General features: G+C 68.7%; 21 protein-coding genes. 8 read left to right on the top strand and 13 right to left on the bottom strand.

The window, feature by feature from the left end; all coding sequences use genetic code 11:
- The 5 genes from AB0P25_RS10130 to AB0P25_RS10110 all read left to right on the top strand — a co-directional run bounded on the left by AB0P25_RS10130 (window position 1) and on the right by AB0P25_RS10110 (window position 4461).
- Window positions 1-1998, top strand: a complete 1998-nt coding sequence (locus AB0P25_RS10130; protein WP_363807061.1) for a primary-amine oxidase — start codon at window positions 1-3, stop codon at window positions 1996-1998.
- Entirely contained in the window at window positions 1998-2552 is a 555-nt protein-coding gene (locus tag AB0P25_RS10125) for a hypothetical protein (protein ID WP_363807060.1), read from the top strand. Before AB0P25_RS10130 ends, AB0P25_RS10125 begins: the two co-directional genes overlap by 1 nt.
- Window positions 2553-2662: 110 nt before the next feature.
- Window positions 2663-3091, top strand: a complete 429-nt coding sequence (locus tag AB0P25_RS10120) for an ester cyclase (protein ID WP_363807059.1) — start codon at window positions 2663-2665, stop codon at window positions 3089-3091.
- A 38-nt stretch (window positions 3092-3129) separates the two neighbouring features.
- Window positions 3130-3636 (top strand): GyrI-like domain-containing protein, encoded by a 507-nt coding sequence (locus AB0P25_RS10115; RefSeq protein ID WP_363807058.1) that lies wholly within the window; start codon window positions 3130-3132, stop codon window positions 3634-3636.
- A 9-nt stretch (window positions 3637-3645) separates the two neighbouring features.
- Complete coding sequence (locus tag AB0P25_RS10110) at window positions 3646-4461, top strand: M55 family metallopeptidase (RefSeq protein ID WP_363807057.1); 816 nt, start codon at window positions 3646-3648, stop codon at window positions 4459-4461.
- Window positions 4462-4474: 13 nt separating this feature from the next.
- Here AB0P25_RS10110 and AB0P25_RS10105 read toward each other — a convergent pair whose 3' ends face one another.
- The 4 genes from AB0P25_RS10105 to AB0P25_RS10090 form a co-directional block, all read right to left on the bottom strand.
- A complete protein-coding gene (locus AB0P25_RS10105) occupies window positions 4475-5986 on the bottom strand; it encodes an alpha-N-arabinofuranosidase (RefSeq protein WP_363807056.1) in 1512 nt (503 codons plus the stop codon).
- Between the two features lie 46 nt (window positions 5987-6032).
- Window positions 6033-6920 (bottom strand): carbohydrate ABC transporter permease, encoded by an 888-nt coding sequence (locus tag AB0P25_RS10100; protein WP_363807055.1) that lies wholly within the window; start codon window positions 6918-6920, stop codon window positions 6033-6035.
- A complete protein-coding gene (locus AB0P25_RS10095) occupies window positions 6917-7867 on the bottom strand; it encodes a sugar ABC transporter permease (protein ID WP_363807054.1) in 951 nt (316 codons plus the stop codon). Before AB0P25_RS10095 ends, AB0P25_RS10100 begins: the two co-directional genes overlap by 4 nt.
- A gap of 66 nt (window positions 7868-7933) precedes the next feature.
- Window positions 7934-9295 carry an extracellular solute-binding protein gene (locus AB0P25_RS10090; RefSeq protein WP_363807052.1) on the bottom strand — a complete coding sequence of 454 codons (1362 nt, stop codon included), beginning with the start codon at window positions 9293-9295 and terminating at the stop codon, window positions 7934-7936.
- Between the two features lie 222 nt (window positions 9296-9517).
- Between AB0P25_RS10090 and AB0P25_RS10085 the strand changes: the two genes are divergently transcribed.
- Window positions 9518-10549, top strand: coding sequence for a LacI family DNA-binding transcriptional regulator (locus AB0P25_RS10085; protein ID WP_363807050.1), 1032 nt, complete (start codon window positions 9518-9520; stop codon window positions 10547-10549).
- A 27-nt stretch (window positions 10550-10576) separates the two neighbouring features.
- On the opposite strand, the gene AB0P25_RS10080 is transcribed toward AB0P25_RS10085, so the two are convergent.
- Entirely contained in the window at window positions 10577-11047 is a 471-nt protein-coding gene (locus AB0P25_RS10080) for an SRPBCC domain-containing protein (RefSeq protein ID WP_363807048.1), read from the bottom strand.
- Window positions 11048-11128: 81 nt separating this feature from the next.
- Between AB0P25_RS10080 and AB0P25_RS10075 the strand changes: the two genes are divergently transcribed.
- On the top strand, window positions 11129-11902 hold the full coding sequence (locus AB0P25_RS10075; RefSeq protein WP_363807046.1) for a metalloregulator ArsR/SmtB family transcription factor: 774 nt from the start codon (window positions 11129-11131) through the stop codon (window positions 11900-11902).
- Window positions 11903-12040: 138 nt separating this feature from the next.
- On the opposite strand, the gene AB0P25_RS10070 is transcribed toward AB0P25_RS10075, so the two are convergent.
- From AB0P25_RS10070 to AB0P25_RS10055, 4 genes are all read right to left on the bottom strand, one after another.
- Complete coding sequence (locus AB0P25_RS10070) at window positions 12041-13027, bottom strand: cell wall-binding repeat-containing protein (protein ID WP_363807045.1); 987 nt, start codon at window positions 13025-13027, stop codon at window positions 12041-12043.
- Window positions 13028-13121: 94 nt separating this feature from the next.
- On the bottom strand, window positions 13122-15083 hold the full coding sequence (locus AB0P25_RS10065) for a cell wall-binding repeat-containing protein (protein ID WP_363807043.1): 1962 nt from the start codon (window positions 15081-15083) through the stop codon (window positions 13122-13124).
- A 198-nt stretch (window positions 15084-15281) separates the two neighbouring features.
- Complete coding sequence (locus AB0P25_RS10060; RefSeq protein ID WP_363807042.1) at window positions 15282-16124, bottom strand: PP2C family serine/threonine-protein phosphatase; 843 nt, start codon at window positions 16122-16124, stop codon at window positions 15282-15284.
- Between the two features lie 42 nt (window positions 16125-16166).
- A complete protein-coding gene (locus AB0P25_RS10055) occupies window positions 16167-16805 on the bottom strand; it encodes a TetR family transcriptional regulator (RefSeq protein WP_363807040.1) in 639 nt (212 codons plus the stop codon).
- Between the two features lie 70 nt (window positions 16806-16875).
- Here AB0P25_RS10055 and AB0P25_RS10050 point away from each other — a divergent pair, with 70 nt between their 5' ends.
- A complete protein-coding gene (locus tag AB0P25_RS10050) occupies window positions 16876-17781 on the top strand; it encodes an SDR family NAD(P)-dependent oxidoreductase (protein WP_363807039.1) in 906 nt (301 codons plus the stop codon).
- A gap of 18 nt (window positions 17782-17799) precedes the next feature.
- Here the strand turns inward: AB0P25_RS10050 and AB0P25_RS10045 are convergent, their stop codons facing one another.
- The 4 genes from AB0P25_RS10045 to AB0P25_RS10030 form a co-directional block, all read right to left on the bottom strand.
- Entirely contained in the window at window positions 17800-18114 is a 315-nt protein-coding gene (locus AB0P25_RS10045) for a hypothetical protein (protein WP_363807037.1), read from the bottom strand.
- A 94-nt stretch (window positions 18115-18208) separates the two neighbouring features.
- On the bottom strand, window positions 18209-19258 hold the full coding sequence (glsA, locus tag AB0P25_RS10040; protein WP_363807036.1) for a glutaminase A: 1050 nt from the start codon (window positions 19256-19258) through the stop codon (window positions 18209-18211).
- Between the two features lie 87 nt (window positions 19259-19345).
- A complete protein-coding gene (locus AB0P25_RS10035; RefSeq protein WP_363807035.1) occupies window positions 19346-20560 on the bottom strand; it encodes an acetyl-CoA C-acetyltransferase in 1215 nt (404 codons plus the stop codon).
- The gene (locus tag AB0P25_RS10030) at window positions 20553-21203 is read right to left on the bottom strand and encodes a CoA transferase subunit B (protein ID WP_363807034.1); all 651 of its coding nucleotides are present in this window, start codon (window positions 21201-21203) and stop codon (window positions 20553-20555) included. Before AB0P25_RS10030 ends, AB0P25_RS10035 begins: the two co-directional genes overlap by 8 nt.
- Window positions 21204-21205 lie beyond the last annotated feature (2 nt).

Below are 21205 nucleotides of genomic sequence, written 5' to 3'. Positions count from 1 at the left end.
ATGACGACCGAACTGCCCCTCACCCTGTCCTCCGGCCCCGGAACGCCCGCGGGAGTGCTGTCCAGCCTGACCGCGGCCGAGATCGAGGACGTCACCCGCATCCTCGGCATCGCGGGTCTCGTCTCCCCGACCACGCGGTTCGTCTACGTCGGGCTGCTCGAGCCCGACAAGGCGGACGTGCTCGCCGCTCTCGACGGCGGCCCCGTCCCCGACCGCGAGGCGCGCGCGCTGCTGCTGGACGTGTCCACCGGCGCCAGCTGGGATGCGACGGTCTCGCTCACGAAGGACGACGTGGTCACCCTCGTCCCCATCGACGGCTCCCGCGGTCAGGTGCCGATCCTCGAGGAGGAGTTCGAGGCGATCGGAGGCATCCTGGAGGCCGACGCGGGCTGGCTCGCCGCGCTCGCGGCCCGGGGCCTCGACCCCGAGCACGTCGTCTACGCGCCGCTGTCCCCGGGCTCGTACCCGATCGCCGGAGAGGAGGGCCGGCGCATCATCCGCGTCTTCGCCTTCCGGATGGATCACGCCGACGACCACCCGTGGGCGCACCCGGTCGACGGCCTCTGCGCCTACGTCGACGTCATCGCCAAGGAGGTCACCCAGGTCGTCGACGCCGCTCCCCTTCCCGTGCCGGAGGAGCCGGGCAACTTCCAGCTCGAGTCCGAGCGCCCCGCTCCCCTCACCACCCTCAAGCCGATCTCCATCACCCAGCCGGAGGGGCCCAGCTTCTCGGTCGACGGCGACGCCGTCACCTGGGCGAACTGGTCCTTCTCGCTCGGCTTCGACGCCCGCGAGGGCCTGATCCTGCGCAACCTTTCCTTCGCCGATCCGGACCAGGACGGCGAGGTGCGCCCGGTCATCTACCGCGCGTCCATCGCGGAGATGGTGGTGCCGTACGCCGACCCGTCGCCGACGCGCTACTGGCAGAACTACTTCGACACCGGCGAGTACCTGTTCGGACGCTTCGCCAACTCCCTCACCCTCGGCTGCGACTGCCTCGGCGAGATCCGGTACTTCGACGCCGTCCTCTCCGACGAGTTCGGACGGCCGCGCACGATCGAGAACGCGATCTGCATGCACGAGGAGGACTACGGGACGCTCTGGAAGCACACCGACCTCTTCACCGGCGCGAACGAGGTGCGACGAAGCCGCCGTCTCGTGATCAGCTTCTTCACCACCGTCGGCAACTACGACTACGGCTTCTACTGGTACCTCTACCTGGACGGCACCATCGAGTGCGAGGCGAAGCTCACCGGCATCCTGTTCACCTCCTCCTACATCGAGGGCTCGCCCACGGCGAGTGAGGTCGCGCCGGGACTGGGCGCGCCCTACCACCAGCACCTGTTCTCGGCGCGCCTCGACATGATGGTGGACGGGCTCGCCAACGCCGTCGAAGAGGTGGATGCGGTGCGCCTCCCCATCGGCGAGGGGAACCCGTACGGCAACGCCTTCACGAGCCGGACCACGCGGATCCGCAGCGAGGCCGAAGGCGCCCGCGACGCCGACGCCTCCGTCGGCCGCACCTGGCACATCGTCAACACCGAGAAGACCAACCGCCTGGGCCGCCCGACCGGCTACGTGCTGCACGCCGAGCAGAACCCGACGCTGATGGCCGACCCCTCCGCCTCCGTCACCGCGCGTGCCGCCTTCACCACCAAGCAGGTCTGGGTGACGCAGTACGCCTCGGACGAGCGCTACCCCGCGGGCGAGTTCGTCAACCAGAACCCGGGAGGCGACGGGCTGCCGGCCTACATGGCCGCCGACCGCCCGCTCGACGGCGAGGACATCGTGCTGTGGCACACGTTCGGACCGACGCACTTCCCCCGCGTCGAGGACTGGCCGGTGATGCCCGTGGACTACGCCAAGTTCACGCTGAAGCCCTACGGCTTCTTCGGCCGCAACCCCGCCCTCAACGTCCCGGCGGAGGCACCGGACCACTGCGCGCCCGGCAATGGCGGCCACTCCGGTCACGGCCACGACGGTCACCACCATCACTGATGGTCGAGGCGCTCCACCTCGGCAGCATGCTCCCGGCGACCCTGGGAGCATGCTGCCTCGCCGGCGGCCGAGACCGGCGATCGGCCACCGCCTGGCTCGGGATGCTGGCCATGCTCGCAGCCATGACGGACACGATGGTCCTGCCTGCGCCGCTCCTGCCTGCCGTCGCGTGGGCGGCCCTGCTGGTCGCGCTGGCCATCGCGACCGCGGCGCGGACTCGGCAGCGGGCCGGCGACGCCGCCGGCGCCCGCGACGCCCACCGCACCATGGGCGTGCACCGCTCGCTCCAGGGCCTGCTGATGGCGGGGCTGCTCCTCGTCATGTCCGCCCACCCTCGTGCCGGCCACGCGACCACCGAGGCGACGCTGTCAGCCCACGTCGGCCACACCGCCGGAGCGGCCTGGCTTCCCCTGGTGCTGGGCGCAGCGGCGCTCGCCTTCTCGGTGTACTCCGCCTGGCTCGTGGCGCGCCCCCGCACGCGCCGGCTCGATCGCGCGGAGGCCGCCCTCGGCGGGCTCGCTGTCGCGGCGATGGCGGTCGCGGCGCTGGTGTGATCCGGTCCTCGTTCAGGCTTGTGCACCGACCCCGCGGCGGCCAATCTGGCCCTAGCAGCCACTCGGCCGCACGGTCGTCTCGCTGCACATCCGCCGTTCAAGGAGGAGCCATGCGGAACGCGGCCGACCTACGTCAGTCCTACGTACGCCTCATCGCGGCCATCGAAGCCGATGACACCGACGCCCTGACGGCATCCATCAGCCCGAGCATCGTGGATCACAGCGCGCTGCCCGGCCAGCCGCCCGGAGCCGCCGGCATCGTGCAGTGGATGCACGCCATGCACGAGAGTCTGTCGCCTCTGCGATGCGTGGTCGAAGACACCGTCGTCGAGGGCGACAAGATCGCAGGACGGGTGACCTGGTCCGGAACCCACACCGGATCTTTTATCGGGCTTCGGGCGACGGGCAGAACCGTCACCTTCGAGGCGATGCACGTGCTCCGCTTCGACGACGGCCAGGCAGCCGAGTGGTGGGGCGTACCCGATCTGTACGGCGCGCTCGTCGGACTCGGCGCGACCCTGCAGCCGCCTGCGGCGTGATCCGTGCCGATGACGGCGGGGTATGGCACGATTCCCGCATGAGGACCGACGAACTGGACATCGTCAGCGGCCCGGCGCTGGAATCCCGGCCGGAGCTGAAGACCCTCGGCATCCGCGAGACCGTCCCCTTCCGGACGATGCTGTCCAACCGGGATCGACTCCTGGCGGAGCTGATCGACTGGCTCGACGGTCACGGCGTGACCCCTGACGGGCCGTTCTTCCTGCGCCTCCACGTGGTGGACATGTCCGACACGATGGACATCGAGGTCGGCGTCGTGGCCGAGTCCGACGTCGTCGATGATCGGGTAACGGCCGGATCGCTGCCCGCCGGAGACTACGCGGTGCTCGCCTACCGCGCACGGTCGATGGCGGCGAACCGCGCGCTGCACCGATGGGTCGAGGAGCACGGGCTGCACCTGGACACGCACCCGCATCCTCGCGGGGAGGCCTTCGCCTCCCGGTGCGAGATCTACCTGACCGATCCGCGCACGGAGAAGCGCAAGACCCGATGGATCGTCGAACTCGCATTCCTCACCCGGCCGTAGTGTGGTCCCATGCGCGTACTGGTGTCGGTCGATATGGAAGGCGTCGCCGGGGTCGTCGACCGGTCGGACATCGCCCCCGGGACCGCCGGCTGGGAGCGCGCACGCGAGCTGATGACCGACGAGGCCTCCGCCGCCGTGCGGGGCGTTCTCGCCGCCGACGAGCATGCCGAGGTCACGGTGTCCGACTCTCACGCGAAGGGACTGAACCTCCTGCCGGACCGCCTGGACCCGCGAGCGCGGCTGATCCGGGGTACTCCCCGCCCGCTGGACATGGTCGCCGGAGTCGATCGCGGCGTCGACGCGCTCCTCCTGATCGGGTACCACGGTCGAGCGGGCCTCGCCGACGCCGTCCTCCCGCACACGCTCAGCGGCCGCACCATCGATGCGGTCCGGGTCAACGGGACGGTCGTCGGCGAGATCGGTCTGAGCGCAGCGGTGGCGAGCTCCTACGGGGCGAGGACCGTGCTGGTGACCGGCGACGACGCGGCGACCGAGGAGGCGGAGGACCTGCTTCCCGGTGTGACGACGGTGACGGTCAAGCGCGCGCTCGGAGTGCGGGCCGCGGACAGCCTGCATCCGACGGCCGCTTGCTCGCTCATCGAGGAGGCCGCCGAGCTCGCGCTCGCCTCCGACCACGGCGGATTCGCCCTCCCCGACCTGGTCGACCTCGAAGTGGACGTCCGCCTGACGGAGATGATGGAGCGGCTTCTCCTCATTCCGGGATCCCAGCGCCGCGGCCCGCGGACGTTCGGCTATCCGGACCTCGACATCGCCACGGCGTACGGTCTGGTGGGACTCGTGGCGGACATCGCCGAGATCGCCTGACGCTCCGAATGGCTCAGCGCAGCGTGAGCGCCGTCCACGAGACCGGCGGTAGCGAGACGCGCACTTCGTTCTCGAGCACGCGGGCGCTGTCATTGGGCTTGAGGCCGACGCGCTCCGGGTCGGCCAGCGTGTTGGCCGCGTGGATGTCGTCGTCGTGGAGAGTCTGGATCCACTCGACCGAGACGTCGCCGAGCAGACTGGTGTCGATGCCGATCTCGATGGTGTCGGTCATGCTGCGGTTGACCAGGAAGACGGCGGTGTCGCCGCTCTCCGGATCGTGCGTGGCGACGGCGTCCACCATCGGCACCTCGCCGTAGCGCTCGGTCGGATAGGTGGGGCATTCGAGCTTGAGCTCCAGCGTCGTGCCACGCGCGAGCCGCGACATCGTGGCGAACGGGAAGAACGTCGTCTGCCGCCAGGCGCCTCCCCCGGGCTCCGTCATGATGGGCGCGATCACGTTCACCAGCTGGGCGAGGCTCGCGGCGGTCACCCGGTCGGCGTGCCGCACGAGCGAGATGAGGAGGTTGCCGAAGACCACGGCGTCCAGGACCGAGTACGTGTCCTCGAGGATCCGCGGGGCGACCGGCCAGTCGTCGATGTCTGTGATCCGGTCGACCTCCGCATACCGCGACTGGTACCAGACGTTCCATTCGTCGAAGGAGATGTTGATCGTCTTGTCGCTGCGACGCGCCGCCTTCACATGGTCGGCGGTGGCGACCACCGAGTCGATGAAGCGGTCCATGTCGACGGCGGAGGCGAGGAAGCTCTCGAGGTCGCCGCCGACGGGCTCGTAGTAGGCGTGGCACGAGATGAAGTCGACCTCGTCGTAGGTCTCCTCCAGCACGATGCGCTCCCATTTTCCGAAGAGCGGCATCCCGGCGCCGGAGCTGCCGCAGACGACGAGCTCCAGCGTCGGGTCGTACTGCCGCATCGCCCGTGCGGTCTTCACCGCGAGCCGCCCGTACTCGCGCGGCGTCCCGTGGCCCACCTGCCACGGACCGTCCATCTCGTTGCCGAGACACCACACCCGGATGTCGTGCGGCTCGCGCGAACCGTTCGCGATCCGGCGCTCCGACAGTTCCGTGCCGCCTCGGTGGTTGGCGTATTCCAGCACGTCGAGAGCGTGCTCGATACCGCGCGTGCCGAGGTTGACGGCGTACATGAGCTCGCCGTCGACCTTCCGGAGCCAGCGCGCGAACTCGTCGAGCCCGACCTCGTTGGTCTCGGTCGAGTGCCAGGCGAGGTCCAGTCGTCGCGGGCGCTGGTCCACCGGCCCGACCCCGTCCTCCCACCGGTAGTCGGAGACGAAGTTGCCGCCCGGGTAGCGCACGGTCGTCACGCCGAGCTCTCGCACGAGCGCGGCGACGTCGTCGCGGAACCCGTCCTTATCGGCTTCCGGGTGGCCGGGCTCGTAGATGCCGTCGTAGACGCACCTGCCCAGGTGCTCCACGAACGACCCGAAGAGTCGGCGGTTGATCGGACCGACCACGAAGTGGGGGTCGATGGTGAGATGTGCAGAAGTCACGGTTCCTCGAGTGGTCGATGCGGCAGGGGCGGAGCGCGGGTGGCGGCTACTTCAGGCTGCCGATGGCCAGCCCCCCTCGCCAGTATCGCTGGAGGGTCAGGAAGGCGATGATCAGCGGGATCACCGAGACGAGTGATCCGAGGACGATGATGCTCCACAGGCTCTGGCCGCCGGCCGCCCCGTAGGTGGACGCGGTGGACTGCCACAGACCGATGCCGACCGTCACCGGGAAGAGACGGTTGTCCGAGAGCATCGCGAGCGGGAGGAAGTAGTTGTTCCAGCAGGCGACCACCGAGAGCAAGAGCACCGTGACGATCGCGGGACGCAGGAGCGGCAGCGCGACCCGGAAGAAGGCACGGAACTCCCCGGCGCCGTCGACCCGCGCAGCATCCAGCAGCTCGTCGGGCACCGCGTCCCGTGTGTACACCGCCATCAGGTAGACCCCGAACGGGTTCAGGAGGCTCGGGATGATGACGGCCCAGATGGTGTTGGTCAGCCCGGCGACCGAGAACAGCACGAACGTTGGGATCACCAGCGCCGTCATCGGCACCATGACCGCACCGAGCAGGATGGAGAAGGATGCACGGCGCCCGGCGAACCGGTACTTGGCGAAGCCGTAGCCGGCGAGCACGCAGAGCGCAGTCGCGCCCAGACCTCCCACCACAGCGTAGAGGGCCGAGTTCAGCAGCCAGCGCCCGTAGATGCCGCCGTCGTAGGTGAAGAGGGCGACCAGGTTGCCCAGGTAGTCGACGTTCGAGCCGAACCACAGCGCCGGACCTCCGCCGAAGAGCTCGGCCGTGCTCTTCGAACTGTTGACGACGACCCACCAGAAGGGGATGAGGAAGTAGACGACGAGCACGCCGAGCACGATCTGGATCGGCACACCGCCGGGTGTCCGCGTCGCACGCTTGCGCTCCAGGTTCGTGGTGGTCATGACAGGATGTTTCCCCTCTTGCGGGTCGCGAACATGAAGATGTAGACGCAGACGAAGACGACAGCCCCGAGTGCGAACGAGATCGCGGAACCGTAGTTGGAGTTCGCGAGCGAGAACGCCTGCTGGTACGCGTACATGTTCGGCGTGAAGTCGTTCGGGATGGCACCGGCGGCGAGCGGTTGCAGGATCTTCGGTTCGTTGAAGAACTGGAGCGTGCCGATGAGAGCGAAGACGAGGATGAGCACGAGGGCCGGCGCGACCAGGGGGATCTTGATCCGGAAGATGATCTGCCATTGCGACGCGCCGTCGATGCGCGCCGCCTCATAGAGCGTCGGGTCGACTCCCTGCAGCGCGGCGTAGATGATGATCATGTAGTACCCGGCCCACTGCCAGGTCACGACGTTGAGCAGGCCGTAGAAGATCAGGCTCGTACTGAGGAAGTCCGGCGCCGGCTTGCCGAAGGCTCCGAAGATGTCCGCGAGCGGCCCGAAGTTCTCGCTGTACAGGAACCCCCACATCAACGCGCCGATGACCGTGGGGATCGCATACGGCAGGAAGATCATGAGCCGCGAGAACCGTGCGAACCGGCTGACGACGATGTCGAGCATCAGGGCGATGGCGAGCGAGACCGCCATCTGCAGCGGGATGAGGACCAGCGAGAACGTGATGACGAACTGGACCCCGCTCAGGAACGAGGGGTCGCTGAACGCCTTGAGGTAGTTCTCGAACCCGACGAATCTCGTTCCGCCGATGAGCGACTTCTGGAACAGGCTCAGGTAGAGCGCGTAGCCGATCGGCAGGACCAGGAGGCCGAGGAAGATGACGGCGAACGGTCCCACGAAGAGCCAGCCGATGGAGTTCCTGCGAGCGGTGATGGTGCGCCGACGTCCCGGCGGTCTGGCGGTGCTGTCACGCGCTTCGACGCTGTCTGCGGTTGCTGCGGTCATGATTCCTCCGGATCGGGAAGGGATCGCGGAGGGCCGGCCCTCGTCGGGCCGACCCTCCACGTCGGGTCACTTGACGGTGAACCCTTGTTCCTTCGCGTACTTGACGACGTCGGCCTGCAGCGCATCGGCTGCCTGGGAGCCCGACTTGGAGCCGTCGTTGATCGCGGCGATCTGCTTGGTGAACGCGGAGTAGTAGTACTGCCCGATCGGCGTGTACACCATGCCCTTGTAGGCGTTGGCCGCCGGGACGTAGACCTCCTTGTTCGCCTGCTGCCCGTTGAAGAACTTCACCTCGGCGTTGACGAACGCGGGGTCCTTCAGCACCTTGAGGTTGAGCGGGAAGATGATCTGGTTCTCCCACCCGTCCTTGAGCGACGCATCATCGGCGTAGACGCCGAAGGCGACCTTGGCGGCGAGCTTGGGATCCTTGGCCTGCTTGGTGACCGAGAACGCCGAGCCTCCCCAGTTCACCGAGATCGGGTTGCTCGGATCCCACTGCGGGAGCGGAGCGGTCGCCCAGACGCCCGCGTCGGCGCCCTTGCCCACGCCGGCGCCCTGGAGGTAGCCCGGCGCCCACGCGGCCGACAGGTACGTGGCGTACTTGCCGCCGATCACACCCGAGATGTACTCGGGAGTGAACTGGTCCTGCTTGCCGACCAGCCCCTTCGACACGAGTCCGGCCCAGTAGTCGAGCACCTGCTTGGACTTCTCGTCGTTCAGCTTGATGCCGATCGTGCCCTTGTTGGAGGTGTTGTAGGTGAACGGAGTCGCGCCGTTGTTGTACAGCAGGGCCGTCACGTAGGCGGGCTGGTTCGCCGGGAAGTCGCCGAACAGCGGGCCGCCGGCGTCCTTGACCTTCTGAGCCGCCGCGGCGTACTCGTCCCAGGTCTTGGGAGGTGTGATGCCGTACTTCTGGAAGACGTCGGTGCGATAGATCATGCCCATCGGACCGCCGTCGATCGGGGCGCCGTAGACGCCGCCTCCGACGGAGACGTCCTTCCACGCTCCGTCGCTGAAGTTGTCCTTCACGTCGTTGTAGCCGAGCCCCTTGAGGTCGACGAGCGCGTCCTGCACCTGGAAGGTCGGGATCCGGTCGGCCTCGAGCATGACGACGTCCGGAGCGCCCTTGCCCGCGCTGACCGCGGTCTGGAACTTGTCGTACTCCGCGCCGCCGGCGCCCGCGTTCGTCCAGCAGACCTGGACATCGTCGTGGGCGTTGTTGAAGTTGTCCACCACCTTCTGCGTGTTCGGATACCACGCCCAGAGCGTGACGACCGGGGCGTCCTTCTTCACGATCTTGTTCGTGCAGTTGGACGTGTTCGCGTTGGCGCCGTCGGTGCTCGTGCCTCCACCGCCGCCGGTACAACCGGCCAGTACTCCCGCGACCACGAGACTCGCCAGGACGGCGATCACTCTTCTTCTGTTCACTGCTCGATTCCTTTCGGATGCTGAACCTCATTGTTGGTGCACCGCAATGCCGCGATAACGGCATGTCGTCGACATCGACGGCCGCGCATCCGTCTTTCCCACGGATGCGGAATCGCTGTTTACAACGTTGCATTTCCACGTTGTAAATACGACTATGGCTACTAAGCGCATGCGTGTCAAGCAGTTTTCGGTACTGTGAATGGGCCGCGCGAAGGAGCGTCAATGACAACAACCCTGCACGACGTCGCCCGGGCCGCTGGCGTGTCGACCAAGACCGTTTCGAACGTGATCAACGACTACCCGTACGTCCGCCCTCTGACGCGGGCGAAGGTCCAGGCGGCGATCGCCGAGCTGGGCTACCGCCCGAATCTGTCGGCGCGCGGGCTGCGATCGGGCAGGACCGGCGTGATCGGGCTGAGCGTGCCCAAGCTCCGCGAGAACTACTTCGCCGAGCTCGCGGACGCGGTCATCCAGGCCGCGCAGGAGCGAGGGCTCGGGGTGGTCGTCGAACAGACCAACGAGGCTCGCGAGACAGAGATCCAGTCGCTCACCGGCGGACGGCTGCGCTTCATCGACGGGATGCTGTTCAGCCCGGTCAGCCTCGACCAGGACGACGTCGACCTGCTCGACGTCGACTTCCCGCTCGTCCTCCTCGGCGAGCGGATCTTCGGCGGCCCGACGGATCACGTCACCATGCACAACAGCTCCTCCGCCGAGGCGGCCGTCGAGCACCTGCTCGGTATCGGTCGCCGTCGGATCGCCGTCGTCGGCGAGGTCGACGAGCGCCCGGATGTCGCCAGCTCGGCGAACCTCCGGCTCCAGGGTTACCGCCAGGCCCTGGAGCGCGCCGGGATCCCGTTCGATCCTCTCCTCGTCCGCCGCGTCGAGGGCTGGACCCGGCAGTCCGGCGCCGCCGCGACCAGGGCTCTTCTCGCCGACGACGTGGACTTCGACGCGGTGTTCGCACTCAACGACACGCTGGGCCTCGGCGTCCTCCGCGCGCTGGGAGAGGCGGGAGTCCACGTGCCCGACGACGTCGCGGTCATCGGCTTCGACAACATCGATGAATCGCAGTACTCGCTGCCGTCGATGTCCACGGTCGACCCGGGCCGGATGGAGATCGCCCGGATCGCCGTCGACCTGCTCATCGAGCGCATCAACGAGAAGGGCGAGCGCCAACCGCCGCGCACGGTGCGGCCGGACTTCCGTATCGTCGGCCGCGAGTCGACGGGGTTCCCCGACGAGGGGGAGTGATCGCCGACTGAGCGCGGATCCTCCGCCTCAGTCCTCCGACGCCGCGACCAGACGCGCCAGGTTGTCGAGCTCATTGGCCCGGCCGGCGAGGAGGCGTTCGGTCCAGACGTCGTCATGCAGCTCCTCGACCTGCATGACCACGCGGGTGCCGCCCTCCGTCGGCTCCAGGTCGACCGTCGTCAGCTGCTCGTAGGGCGCGTGGTCGGGCACGAAGTCGATCAGCGATCGGTAGGCGACCCGGTGAGGAGGGTCGAGCTCGGTGAACACCTTGCGGGCCTGGGTGGCGAGCGGGAGGCCGTTCTGCTGCAGGAAGGCGACCTGCGCCGGATCCTCGGCCGTCATCGTGTAGACCAGCTCCCCGCCGGGCGTCGGATCGATGCGATCGACGTCGGTGCGGAAGCCGTCGGGAGCCCACCACCGGGAGATGCCGCCGGCGGTGGTCCACAGCGTCCAGACGGTCTCGGGCGGGGCGGGGATGGTGCGTTCGATGGTCTTCACGATGGTTCCTCCGGTTCGGTTTGCGTCACTACGAGGCAGACGATATATTCGTCGTGACGAATGTGTCAAGAGGGAGCCGACATGGATGTGCAGCAGGCGGTTGCGGCGATCGGCGAGCCCACGCGCTTCCGGATCGTGACGCTCCTCGCCGAGCGCCCGCACACCGTCGGCGAGCTGGCCTCCCACCTGGGTGCACTGCAGCCGCAGACCACCAAGCACCTCCAGCTGCTGGAGTCCGTGGGTGTCGTCCGCATCCAGCGGCTGGGCCGCCGTCGCCTCGCCGCGTTGGACCGGGACGCCCTGGCGGAGCTCGCCGAATGGATGCGCGGGCTGGCGGCCGACACCCCCGACGACCTCGCACTCGCCCGCTACGCCGAGGCGGCGCGCTCGGGCGGGACGACCGCCGACGTCCGGCTCGAGCGCACGCTGACGGCGCCGCCGGAGACCGTCTGGCGGGCATGGACCGACGCCGCCGAGGCCGCCCGCTGGTGGGCGCCCCGACACTTCTCGGTCGTCCGCTGCGCCATCGCGCCGCGGGTCGGCGCGCCGGTCGAACTGGTGCTGCGGGAGGGCGATGGGGCCGAGTACGCCTCCACCGGGACCGTCCGCGAGGTCGGCGACGGCCGGCGGCTCGTGTTCGAGCTCTCACCGATCGGGCCCGACGGCCGGCCGCTCTTCGAGGTAGTGGTGGAGGCGGACCTCGAGCCTGCTGACGGCGGGACGACGCTCACGGTTCACCTCACCGCCGCAGGGGCGGACGACGGCGACACCACCGCGATGCTCGCCGGACTGAAACCGGGATGGATGCAACAGCTGGACCGGTTGGAGCACCTGCTCGCCGGAGAGACGAGGTGACCCCCGATCAGTCGTCCAAGAAGCGCGACGACGTGGGATCCGCTGCAGCCGAGCCACCGAAGACGGGCATGATCGAGGTCGCTCAGCGACGCCGTCGGGGTTGCTGAGTACGCGGCGATGTCCGCCTAGTCTTCGCAATCAGTTGCTGCTTTGGAAGTCGGAGAAGTCGGTTGGAGGCAGGGCATCGCAGCCGGGGTTTGTGGCGGTGTCCGTGAGGGAGCGGGTTCCACCGATCGCAGTGAGATCGGTGATGCCGCCGTCGAGCATGCTGTACCAGATGGGGCAGGTCAGGCTTGTGGGTTGGGTGATATAGAGAGGTCGCTTGGTGGCGCCGGCGATGACGGAGCCGACCAGAGCGTCCGGGAAGTTCAGGCCGGAGGCGATGTATCCCGTGGTTCCTGCAGGGAGCGTGTCGGCGACTTTGGCCGACGTTTCGAACCGGTCGCTTCCTCCCAGTCGCACTACAGTGGTGACAAGCGTTTTCGCTTGCGTGACCGTGCTCTCGGGAATGGCAGCGGTACCGCCGACTACCGCGATCGACGTGGGCTGGAGCTTCCGGATGACGGCCTTCGTGGCAGCATCGAGTGCGCCACTGCGGGGGTCGATGAGCATGACTGGGCCACCCTTGGCGCCGGCGGCCGCGCCAGCGGACAGGGCGTCGGGGTAGTCGAATCCGCTTGCCAGGTAAACGGTGTCCACAGGGCCGGTGAAGGTGTCCGCCAGGGCTCGCGAGGTCGCGAACCTGTCTGCGCCGCTCACGCGTTCCACGGCTCCGGTGAACTCGGTGAGGGCGCGCTCCACTGTGGGTCCGACCGCGGCGGTCCCTCCAACGATGACGATGCGGTCCGGGTGCAGGCGGGTAAGCTCGGCGCTGACCGCGGCCGGGATCCCCCATGGTTGGGTAAGCAGCAGCGAGCCGTCGCGACTCACGGCCGCGGGTGCGGTGGAGAGAGCGTCGGCGAAGCCGAGGGCACTCGTGATGTACGCGACTTTGGCGCCGCCGGGGTGTCCCGCTTTCGAAACGGCGACGGACGTTTCGAAGCGGTCGCCGCCGGCAAGACGCCCAACGAGATGCGGCGCGTCGAGCCGGTCGGTCTGGGCTGCTGCTGGGGCGGTGAAAGCCACCGTCGCGACGATGGAAGCTGCAATCGCCGTAGCGAGAGTGCGTCTGTGTGATGACATGATGATCTTCGTCCTTTCTAGGGTTGGAGTTCTGGGCTTAGCCGCACATCTGGGTTGCGGCGACCTCAGGAGTCAGGGCGGCGGTCCCGCCGATCAGAGTGAGCTTGCTGGCACCGACACGGACCATTTCGTTCACGCTGTCTGAGCCGATGCACCAGCCCGGCGAGAGAAACATCGGGCTCTTCAGCTTCGCGGCAAGCGGTGCAGCCACCAGGCCGTCGGGGAAGTTCATCCCGTTGACGATGAAGGCACGGTTCGTGGAAGCCGGCTGCAGCGCGTCGGCGCTTACAGCGACAGCGGTCGCGAAGCGGTCCGAGCCGCTGACCCGCTTGGTGTCCGTGACCGTCCTCGCCACGGCGGTGACGGTGGCTTCCCCGATCGACGCCGGTCCACCGACGATGCGTGCCTTGGTCGCCCGCAGGTCCTTCGCGAGCGTCGCTGTGGCGAGATCGGCCGGGCTTCCGGGACCGCTCACGAGCAGCAGGGGCGCACCGACAGCGCCGGCGCCGCTGCCTCCAGAGAGAGCATCCGGGAACGCATCTCCTGATGCGACGTAGACGGTCGCGGCGGACGGGAATGCGTACAGTGCCAGCTTCCGGGAAGTCTCGTAGCGGTCCGTTCCTCCCACGCGCGTTACCGGCGCCAGCTTTTGCAGTGCAGCAACCACGGCGTCCGAGATTGAAGCGGTACCGCCGGCCACCAGGATGCGAGCAGGCTTGAGCCGTGAGATCTCGGCAGAGGTCGATGCGGGTAGCGAACCTCCCAGGGTGAGAAGCAGAGGCCCGCCGAGCTTGGCCGCGACCGGGCCGCCGGCCAGGGCGTCTGGGAACGACTCGCCGCTGGCCACCACGACCGACGGAGCCGTGTTGGGATACGCCTCACGCGAGACGGCCACAGCGGAGTCGAATCGGTCTGCACCGGAGATTCGCGAGGTTACGAAGCCGCCCCCGGTGGTCACTGCACGGCACGATCCGACTTGGTTGAAGGTGGATCGTGGGAGATTCTGTGCCGTGAGGCACAACGAGTGCAGCCCCTGACCGACAGAGATCGTCAGATCGAACCCGCGTGCGGGTGAATTCCGCAGGGCGTAGTAGCTCTCGACATCGCTACGTCGAACGTTCGTCAGGGTTTGTGCAACGGTCGCCCCGTCAATGGTGAGGCGGACAGTGGCCGCCGCCTTGCCGTCCGGGTCGAACGCCCACCCGGTGACCCGCAACGTGCCGGCGGACGACTGGGCGACGGTGTCGATCGTTCCCAACGGCGGGATGTCTCGAGCGAGGTACTGCAGGCCGGCGCGGTCGCCGGACTCGAAGCTGACCGCGTCGTACGCACTCGGGTGCATCACCTGCAGCACACCGTTGTGCGGGGAACTGTAGTGCTGCAGCCCCAACGCATGGCCGATCTCGTGAGCGACGACGTGCCGCTTCTGGTTCGCGGTGTACCCGTCGACGACGGGATAAATCCACACGCTGCCTGCAAGAACCAGCTTGTTGCTATCGCCGGTGGCGCGTAAGTCCCGCGACGGTCCGCCACAACCAGCGAACCCTGGCCCGCACGGGCTCGTGGTCGTTGTCCGGAAGACGATCTCTTTCGCGGCGGGCTGCGGGACATCCGGGAAGACTCCCGGTGCGATGGTGATCTTCGCCAGGCCGGCGTTGTTCAGCTCCGTGGCGACCGCCTGCAAGGTGGAACGGTACTGCTCGACGCGCGGTGAACTGATCAGCTTCACCGTGAACTCGAAGGCGTTGACGAAGGCGCCGTCGAACAGTGCGTACCCACCGGTGGTGGCCGAGCCCGCGAACGGGTCCTGAATCCGCTGATTGGTGTCGAAGTCGAACGCGACGGCGTCGTTGTCTCCCCCCTCTGCGAGCTGTGGTGTGGCTGTCGAATCAGGCGCTGCCGACGCCGATGCCGTCGGCGCCGCGACCGTAGCGGCCGAGAGCAGAGCGACCAGACCGACCGTCGCAGCATGTCGCGCCCAGGCGGACAGAGCGTTCATCGATACTCCTTTTTCCATGGAAAGGCTTCACTAATTTTGGACATCAATACTTGCTGTGAAGACCAGTCATATAGGAAGACCGAGGCTCGGAGATATCGTGACGCTGAATCGTCGCCAATGCTGGCGTTCTACGACCTGATCGACGACTCCAACGCGACCAGGATCAGTCGCGAGGCCGCCGCGCAGCGCGTGATGGACTCAGCCGTCCAGCGTTCGCGCGGACGCGGGATCGGCGGCGGCCGAGCCACCGAAGACAGGGCTGTATGCCGGAGGCTCGACGAGCTCGATGACGTCCGCGACGACTACCGAGACGTTGTCGCGGGCACGGTGGCGCAGCGCCAGGGCCACGAGCGCATCGGCAGCGTCCTGTGGCGTTGCTGCGGAGTCAAGCTCCTCGGCGATCTCCCCCGCGGGCACGTAGTCGGTGAGCCCATCGCTCGTCAACAGCCAGCGGTCGCCGCGCCGCAGCGGGTCCGATGCGACGTGCAGTGCTGCCGCGTCTTCCGGATCGCCGCCGAGGACATGGGTCACGACCGACCTCAGCCTGTGCTGCGAGACCTGCTCTTCCGCGATGGCTCCGGCGGACAGCAGCTCGCGCACGAGCGAGTCATCCTCCGTGACCTGTTCGAACGCGCCGTCTCGGAGCCGATACGCCCGCGAGTCGCCGGAGTGGGCGACGAGCACGCGCTCCCCGTCGGAGAACAGGCCGACGAGCGTGGTCGCCATGCCCCGTAGAGCGGGATCCATCCGCACACGCAGTGCGAGGTCCGCGTTGGCGATGGCGACGAGCTCCCTCAGTCGCGCCTCCCCCGGCAGACGCCCCTCGGTGGCGTCCAGCATCGACGCCAGCCGGATGGCGATCGTGGCGGACGCCACCTCGCCCGCCGCGTGGCCGCCCACGCCATCGGCGACGAACGCCGACCACGAGGAGGTGTACAGCGAGTCCTCGTTTCCCGCTCGGTAGTCGCCGCTGATCGACGCCTGCCCCGTCTCGAAGCCGAGTGGAGCGGGTTCATCCGTTGAAGGCCGTCTCGTCGCCACGCCCACAACGTACCGGAAGGGGAGATCTCCGGTGCAAAAGCCTCAGCGGAGACCCCGCGCCTCCAGGCCGGCGAGGGTCGTGGCGACCAGCTCGCGGACGGCCGTCTCGAACTGGATGCGGAACGGGCGCAGCTCGGGATGCTGCGCGTAGGCCGCGCGCATCCCTTCGGTCGGCTGCGATGACGCCCAGATGCCCCCGATCGCGAGCATGACCGCCCCGACGAAGATGAGGCCGCCCGGGGACTCGAGACCGTCGAATCCCGCCAGGCGGGCCAGCCGGTCGCTCGAGGCGAGCGACGCCCTTTTGTAGTCGGCTGCGACCTCACCGGAGACGTTCCGTTCGAGCACACCGGACGCGCTGGCCGTCAGGTCGCAGAATACCGGCCGGGCGGCGGCGGCCGCCGCGATCGCGTCGGTGAGCGGTTCGGACGACCGGGATTCGATGTCGTCGAGCCACGCGCGCGTCTCGCGATCCAGCAGCTGCAGCAGGATCGCCTCGCGGGAAGGGAAGTAGCGGAGGACGTTCGACTTGGCCAGGCCGACCCGACGAGAGAGCTCGTTGAGGCTGATCTCGCCGACCGTCGTCTCGCGCAGCATCGCGTCCGCCGCCTCGAGGATGGCGGCCGCCCTCGCCGCGCGCTGCTCCTCGCTGCGCGCCCGGGAGAATGCGGTCGACGACATGACACCTCGCTTAGAGACCGACAGTCTGTTACGGTGAGCTTAACAGACCAGTGGTCTGTTACCGACACTCATGGGAGCAGGAATGTACAACGTCCCTTCACAGGCCGGCCGTCGAATCATCGTAACCGGGTCCAACAGCGGCACGGGCAAGGAATCCGCCAAGCGCTTGGCCGGCGCCGGGGCCGAGGTCGTGCTCGCCGTCCGGACCGTCGCCAAGGGCGAGGCCGCCCGGGAGGAGATCCTGTCCACCCACCCGGATGCGGTCGTCGAGGTGCGCGAACTCGATCTGGCGGACCTGTCCAGCGTCCGTGCGTTCGCCGCCGGGGTCGGTCGCGTCGACACGCTGGTCAACAACGCCGGTGTGATGATCCCGCCGACGCGCATCGCGACCGCGGACGGGTTCGAGCTCCAGTTCGGCACGAACTTCCTCGGCCCGTTCGCCCTCACCATGCTGCTGCTCCCCCGCCTGCTCGAATCCGACGCGCCGCGCGTCGCCACGATGTCGAGCGGCACGGCGAACTTCGGTCGCATCCGGCTGGACGACCCGAACTGGACCACCTCGTACAACGCGAGCCGCGCGTACGCCCAGTCGAAGCTGGCCGACCTCCTGTTCGCCACCACTCTCGCCCAGACGGCCACGGAGCGCGGGTGGTCCTTGCGCAGCACCGCCGCGCATCCGGGATACACGCGCACCAACCTGCAGACCGCCGGCCGCAACCTCGACGGCGGCGCCCGGCCGCCGAGAGAGCGCACTCTTCTGCCCTCGCAGGGGGTCGAGCAGGGCAGCGAGCCGCTGCTGTTCGCCGCGGCCGATCCGGCAGCCGTCCAGGGCGCGTACTACGGCCCCTCGCGGCTCGCCCTCGTCGGACCCACGAAGCGCATCGAGAGACTGCCCCGCTCCGCCCGACGCCCCGGTGTCGCCGAACCGCTCTGGGCGCTCGCCTCGAAGCTCACCGGGACAGCACTTCCGGAGTAGGAGGCCCCGCGGCGCGTCTCACCGCATCGGGCGGCTGGTCGTGAACGCGTTCGCGGTGGTCAGTCGATACGTCACCTCGTTCCCCAGGTCGGCCACTTTCGTCCAGACGCGCTCCCGGTCGCCGAGGTCCATCGTCACCCGGTCGTACGCTTCGCCGTCGATCCGATGGCCGGCGAAGTACGACGGGCGGCCCTCCGTCGTCGCGGTCAGGACGCCGACGAACTCCGCGTCCTTCGGCGGGTCGGTCACGAGGTCGGATGGTGTGATCTGCAGCACGATGCTCTCACCGCGCACGACGCGGGACGCGCCCGTGTCACCAGTGTTCTCAGTCATTTCCACTCCCAGTCAGAGGTTTGTGGCTGGCCACGGTAAGCCCCTCGGCAGCCACCTGCAATGGCTACCGCGGTCGCAGATCCGAGCCCTCGTCTCAGGCTGTACCGGGGGTGGACGCGAAGATGTCGAGCCCGAGGGAGTGGGAGAGGAAGCGGGCCGCCCGCTGCCCCCGCACGCTGTTGCCGGCGGGGTCGAGTCGCGGGGAGAAGGTGCCGAGTCCGCCCTTGCCCGGTGCGACCGTGACGATACCGCCCGAGACCCCGCTCTTGCCGGGGATGCCCACTTCGAACAGCCAGTCGCCGGAGAACTCGTAGAGCCCGCTCGTCGCCATCACGGCGAGCGTGTCACGGCAGACGGATGCGTCGATCACCTTCTCCCGGGTGATCGGATTGACTCCACCATTGGCGAGGGTGGCGCCCATCACCGCCAGGTCCTCGGCCGTGACCAGAAGTGAACACTGTCTCGTGTAGACGTCGGTCGCCTGAAGCGGGTCGAACTCCACCCGCCCATAGCTCTGCAGGAGCCGGGCGATCGCCCGGTTGCGCTGGTTGGTGGCCGACTCCGATGCGTAGACCTCGTCGTCGACCTCAAGCTGCCGACCGGCGAAGCGGGACAGCCCGCGCTGCACGAAGTCCCACTTCTCGGCGGCCGTCGAGCCGGGCGCGAGGCTCGTCGTCGTGATCGCGCCGGCGTTCACGAGCGGATTCCTAGGGTCGCCGTCGCTCAGCTCGAGAGCCATGACGGAGTTGAACGGGAGGCCCGTGTTGTTGACGCCGACCCGACGCGACACCTCCGAATGCCCCAGTTCGTGACACACCAGCGCGAACACGAACACCTTGGAGATCGATTGGATCGAGAAGGGGTGGGCGGAGTCGCCGACGCTCGTGGTCTGCCCCCTGACGCCGCAGACGCTGATGCCGAAGAGGGCCGGATCCGCTCGGCCGAGCGAAGGGATGTAGTCGGCGACCTTCCCGTCGTCCAGGCCGCGATAGCGCTCGTGGGCGGTCTCGATGAGTTCATGGACTCGCGCGGCCCCGGGAAGGGCTCCGGTGGAGACCTCGTTCCCAGGCGCGGGCACGGCGTCAGAATGGACGGCGTCGGTCGAGAAGTCGGGCAGCGGAGTCTGTCGTTCGAGGTAGGCCATTCGGGTCCTCCGTCAAGATCGCCTCCGGGCGCCCGGGGCGCCCGTGCACGCTCATGATAGGCACCACACCGAGCGGTGGGCAGGGCATCAAGCACGCTCGAACACTGCGGCGAGCGCCTGTCCCCCGCCGATGCACATCGTCTCGACTGCGAGTGTGCCGCCGAGGGCAGGGAGCTCGTGAGCGAGCGTGGCGAGCATCCTGAGCCCGGTCGCGCCGATCGGATGCCCGATCGAGATGCCGCTGCCGCGTGGGTTGAGTCGCGGGTCCTCGGCGTCGATGCCCCAGTCGGCGAGGCATGCGAGCACCTGCACGGCGAACGCCTCGTTGAGCTCGATCACGTCGATGTCGGACCACGAGAGTCCGGCCCGCGTCAAGGCGCGATTGGCAGCCGGCACCGGCGCGACGCCGAACACCTGCGGCTCGTTCCCCGCCACCGCCCACGAGAGCAGCCGGAGCATCGGGGTGAGCCCGAGCTCAGCCGCGCGCTCCGGGGTGGTGACGATCGCCGCTGCCGCGGCGTCGTTCTGCCCGCTCGAGTTGCCGGCGGTGACCGTCGCCTCGGGATCCGAGCGGCCGAGGATCGGGCGGAGAGCTGCTAGCGCCTCCAGCGTCGTGTCGGCCCGGGGATGCTCGTCCCGGTCGACGACGACGTCGCCCCGGCGGCCGGGCACCACGACCGGCACCAGCTCGGCGTCGAATGCGCCGGACTGCTGCGCGGCGACGGCGCGCTGGTGCGAGCGGAGCGAGAACGCGTCCTGGGCCTCGCGCGGGATGCCGTAGCGTCGCCGCAGCTCCTCCGCCGAGCCGACGTTGCCCTCGGGCGTGGGATGGTTCCGGCCGCCGACCGTCTCCCGGCCCCGAGCGAGGGCGTCGTGCAGCAGCAGGCCGCCCGGCGGGAGCCCGCGCCGTCCCTGCTCCGTGTACAGCGGCGCATTCGACATGGACTCGGCGCCGAGAGCGATCAGGACGTCGCTCGCACCGGTCTGCACCTCCATCGCCGCATTGATGACCGCCTGCAGCCCCGAGCCGCAGCGACGGTCGAGTTGGTAGCCGGTGGTCGTGACCGGGAAGCCGGCGTTCAGCGCGGCGACGCGCCCGAACGCGGGCGCCTCCATGGTCGGGTAGCCCTGGGAGCCGATCACGCCCTCCACCGACGCCGGATCGACGCCGGTCCGCTCGAGCACCGCGCGCAGCACGGTCTCGGCCAGCGTCAGAGCGGGCGCCGGGGCGAGCGCGCCGCCCATGCGCCCCACCGGAGTGCGCAGGGGCGAGCAGATGACGACCTCGCGCAGCTCAGGCATCGACGGCCTCCAGCGCGACGGTCAGGGGCGCCCCGGTTGCCGCGACGACCTCCTGCTCGGTGACGCCCGGTGCGAGCTCGCGCAGCACCAGGCCCTCCTCGGTGACGTCGATGACGGCGAGGTCGGTGATGATCCGGTCGACGCATCCGCGACCGGTGAGCGGGAGCGCGCACTGCTCCACCAGCTTCGGAGTGCCGTCCTTCGCGACGTGCTCCATGACGACGATGACGCGCTCCGCGCCGTTGACCAGGTCCATCGCGCCGCCCATCCCCTTGACCATCTTGCCGGGAACGGCCCAGTTGGCAATGTCTCCGGCGGCGGAGACCTGCATGGCCCCGAGCACAGCGGTGGCGATGCGGCCGCCGCGGATCATGCCGAAACTGGCGGCCGAGTCGAAGTAGCTCGCGCCGGGGAGCACGGTCACGGTCTCCTTGCCGGCGTTGATGAGCTTCGGGTCCTCCTCGCCCTCCCACGGGTACGGGCCGACGCCGAGGATGCCGTTCTCCGAGTGCAGGACGACGTGCACGCCGTCGGGCAGGTGGTTCGGGATGAGCGTGGGCAGCCCGATCCCGAGGTTGACGTACGAGCCGTCCTCCAGCTCCAGGGCGGCGCGGGCGGCCATCTCGTCGCGGGTGCGCGGCATCC

Origin of the sequence: Leifsonia sp. NPDC077715 (genome assembly GCF_040686855.1) — a bacterium.
Classification (GTDB): domain Bacteria; phylum Actinomycetota; class Actinomycetes; order Actinomycetales; family Microbacteriaceae; genus Leifsonia.
Note: the sequence above shows the minus strand (reverse complement) of the source record. Positions and strands in the feature narration are given on the sequence as shown.

What these genes read in the sequence shown, in the direction of transcription:
- AB0P25_RS10065 (WP_363807043.1), bottom strand. Translation starts at nt 15,083, where the DNA reads ATGAACGCTCTGTCCGCCTGGGCGCGACATGCTGCGACGGTCGGTCTG.
- glsA (WP_363807036.1), bottom strand. Translation starts at nt 19,258, where the DNA reads ATGGCCTACCTCGAACGACAGACTCCGCTGCCCGACTTCTCGACCGAC.
- AB0P25_RS10120 (WP_363807059.1), top strand. Translation starts at nt 2,663, where the DNA reads ATGCGGAACGCGGCCGACCTACGTCAGTCCTACGTACGCCTCATCGCG.
- AB0P25_RS10055 (WP_363807040.1), bottom strand. Translation starts at nt 16,805, where the DNA reads ATGTCGTCGACCGCATTCTCCCGGGCGCGCAGCGAGGAGCAGCGCGCG.
- AB0P25_RS10030 (WP_363807034.1), bottom strand. Translation starts at nt 21,203, where the DNA reads ATGCCGCGCACCCGCGACGAGATGGCCGCCCGCGCCGCCCTGGAGCTG.
- AB0P25_RS10075 (WP_363807046.1), top strand. Translation starts at nt 11,129, where the DNA reads ATGGATGTGCAGCAGGCGGTTGCGGCGATCGGCGAGCCCACGCGCTTC.
- AB0P25_RS10100 (WP_363807055.1), bottom strand. Translation starts at nt 6,920, where the DNA reads ATGACCACCACGAACCTGGAGCGCAAGCGTGCGACGCGGACACCCGGC.
- AB0P25_RS10035 (WP_363807035.1), bottom strand. Translation starts at nt 20,560, where the DNA reads ATGCCTGAGCTGCGCGAGGTCGTCATCTGCTCGCCCCTGCGCACTCCG.
- AB0P25_RS10045 (WP_363807037.1), bottom strand. Translation starts at nt 18,114, where the DNA reads ATGACTGAGAACACTGGTGACACGGGCGCGTCCCGCGTCGTGCGCGGT.
- AB0P25_RS10085 (WP_363807050.1), top strand. Translation starts at nt 9,518, where the DNA reads ATGACAACAACCCTGCACGACGTCGCCCGGGCCGCTGGCGTGTCGACC.
- AB0P25_RS10130 (WP_363807061.1), top strand. Translation starts at nt 1, where the DNA reads ATGACGACCGAACTGCCCCTCACCCTGTCCTCCGGCCCCGGAACGCCC.
- AB0P25_RS10050 (WP_363807039.1), top strand. Translation starts at nt 16,876, where the DNA reads ATGGGAGCAGGAATGTACAACGTCCCTTCACAGGCCGGCCGTCGAATC.
- AB0P25_RS10115 (WP_363807058.1), top strand. Translation starts at nt 3,130, where the DNA reads ATGAGGACCGACGAACTGGACATCGTCAGCGGCCCGGCGCTGGAATCC.
- AB0P25_RS10125 (WP_363807060.1), top strand. Translation starts at nt 1,998, where the DNA reads ATGGTCGAGGCGCTCCACCTCGGCAGCATGCTCCCGGCGACCCTGGGA.
- AB0P25_RS10110 (WP_363807057.1), top strand. Translation starts at nt 3,646, where the DNA reads ATGCGCGTACTGGTGTCGGTCGATATGGAAGGCGTCGCCGGGGTCGTC.
- AB0P25_RS10095 (WP_363807054.1), bottom strand. Translation starts at nt 7,867, where the DNA reads ATGACCGCAGCAACCGCAGACAGCGTCGAAGCGCGTGACAGCACCGCC.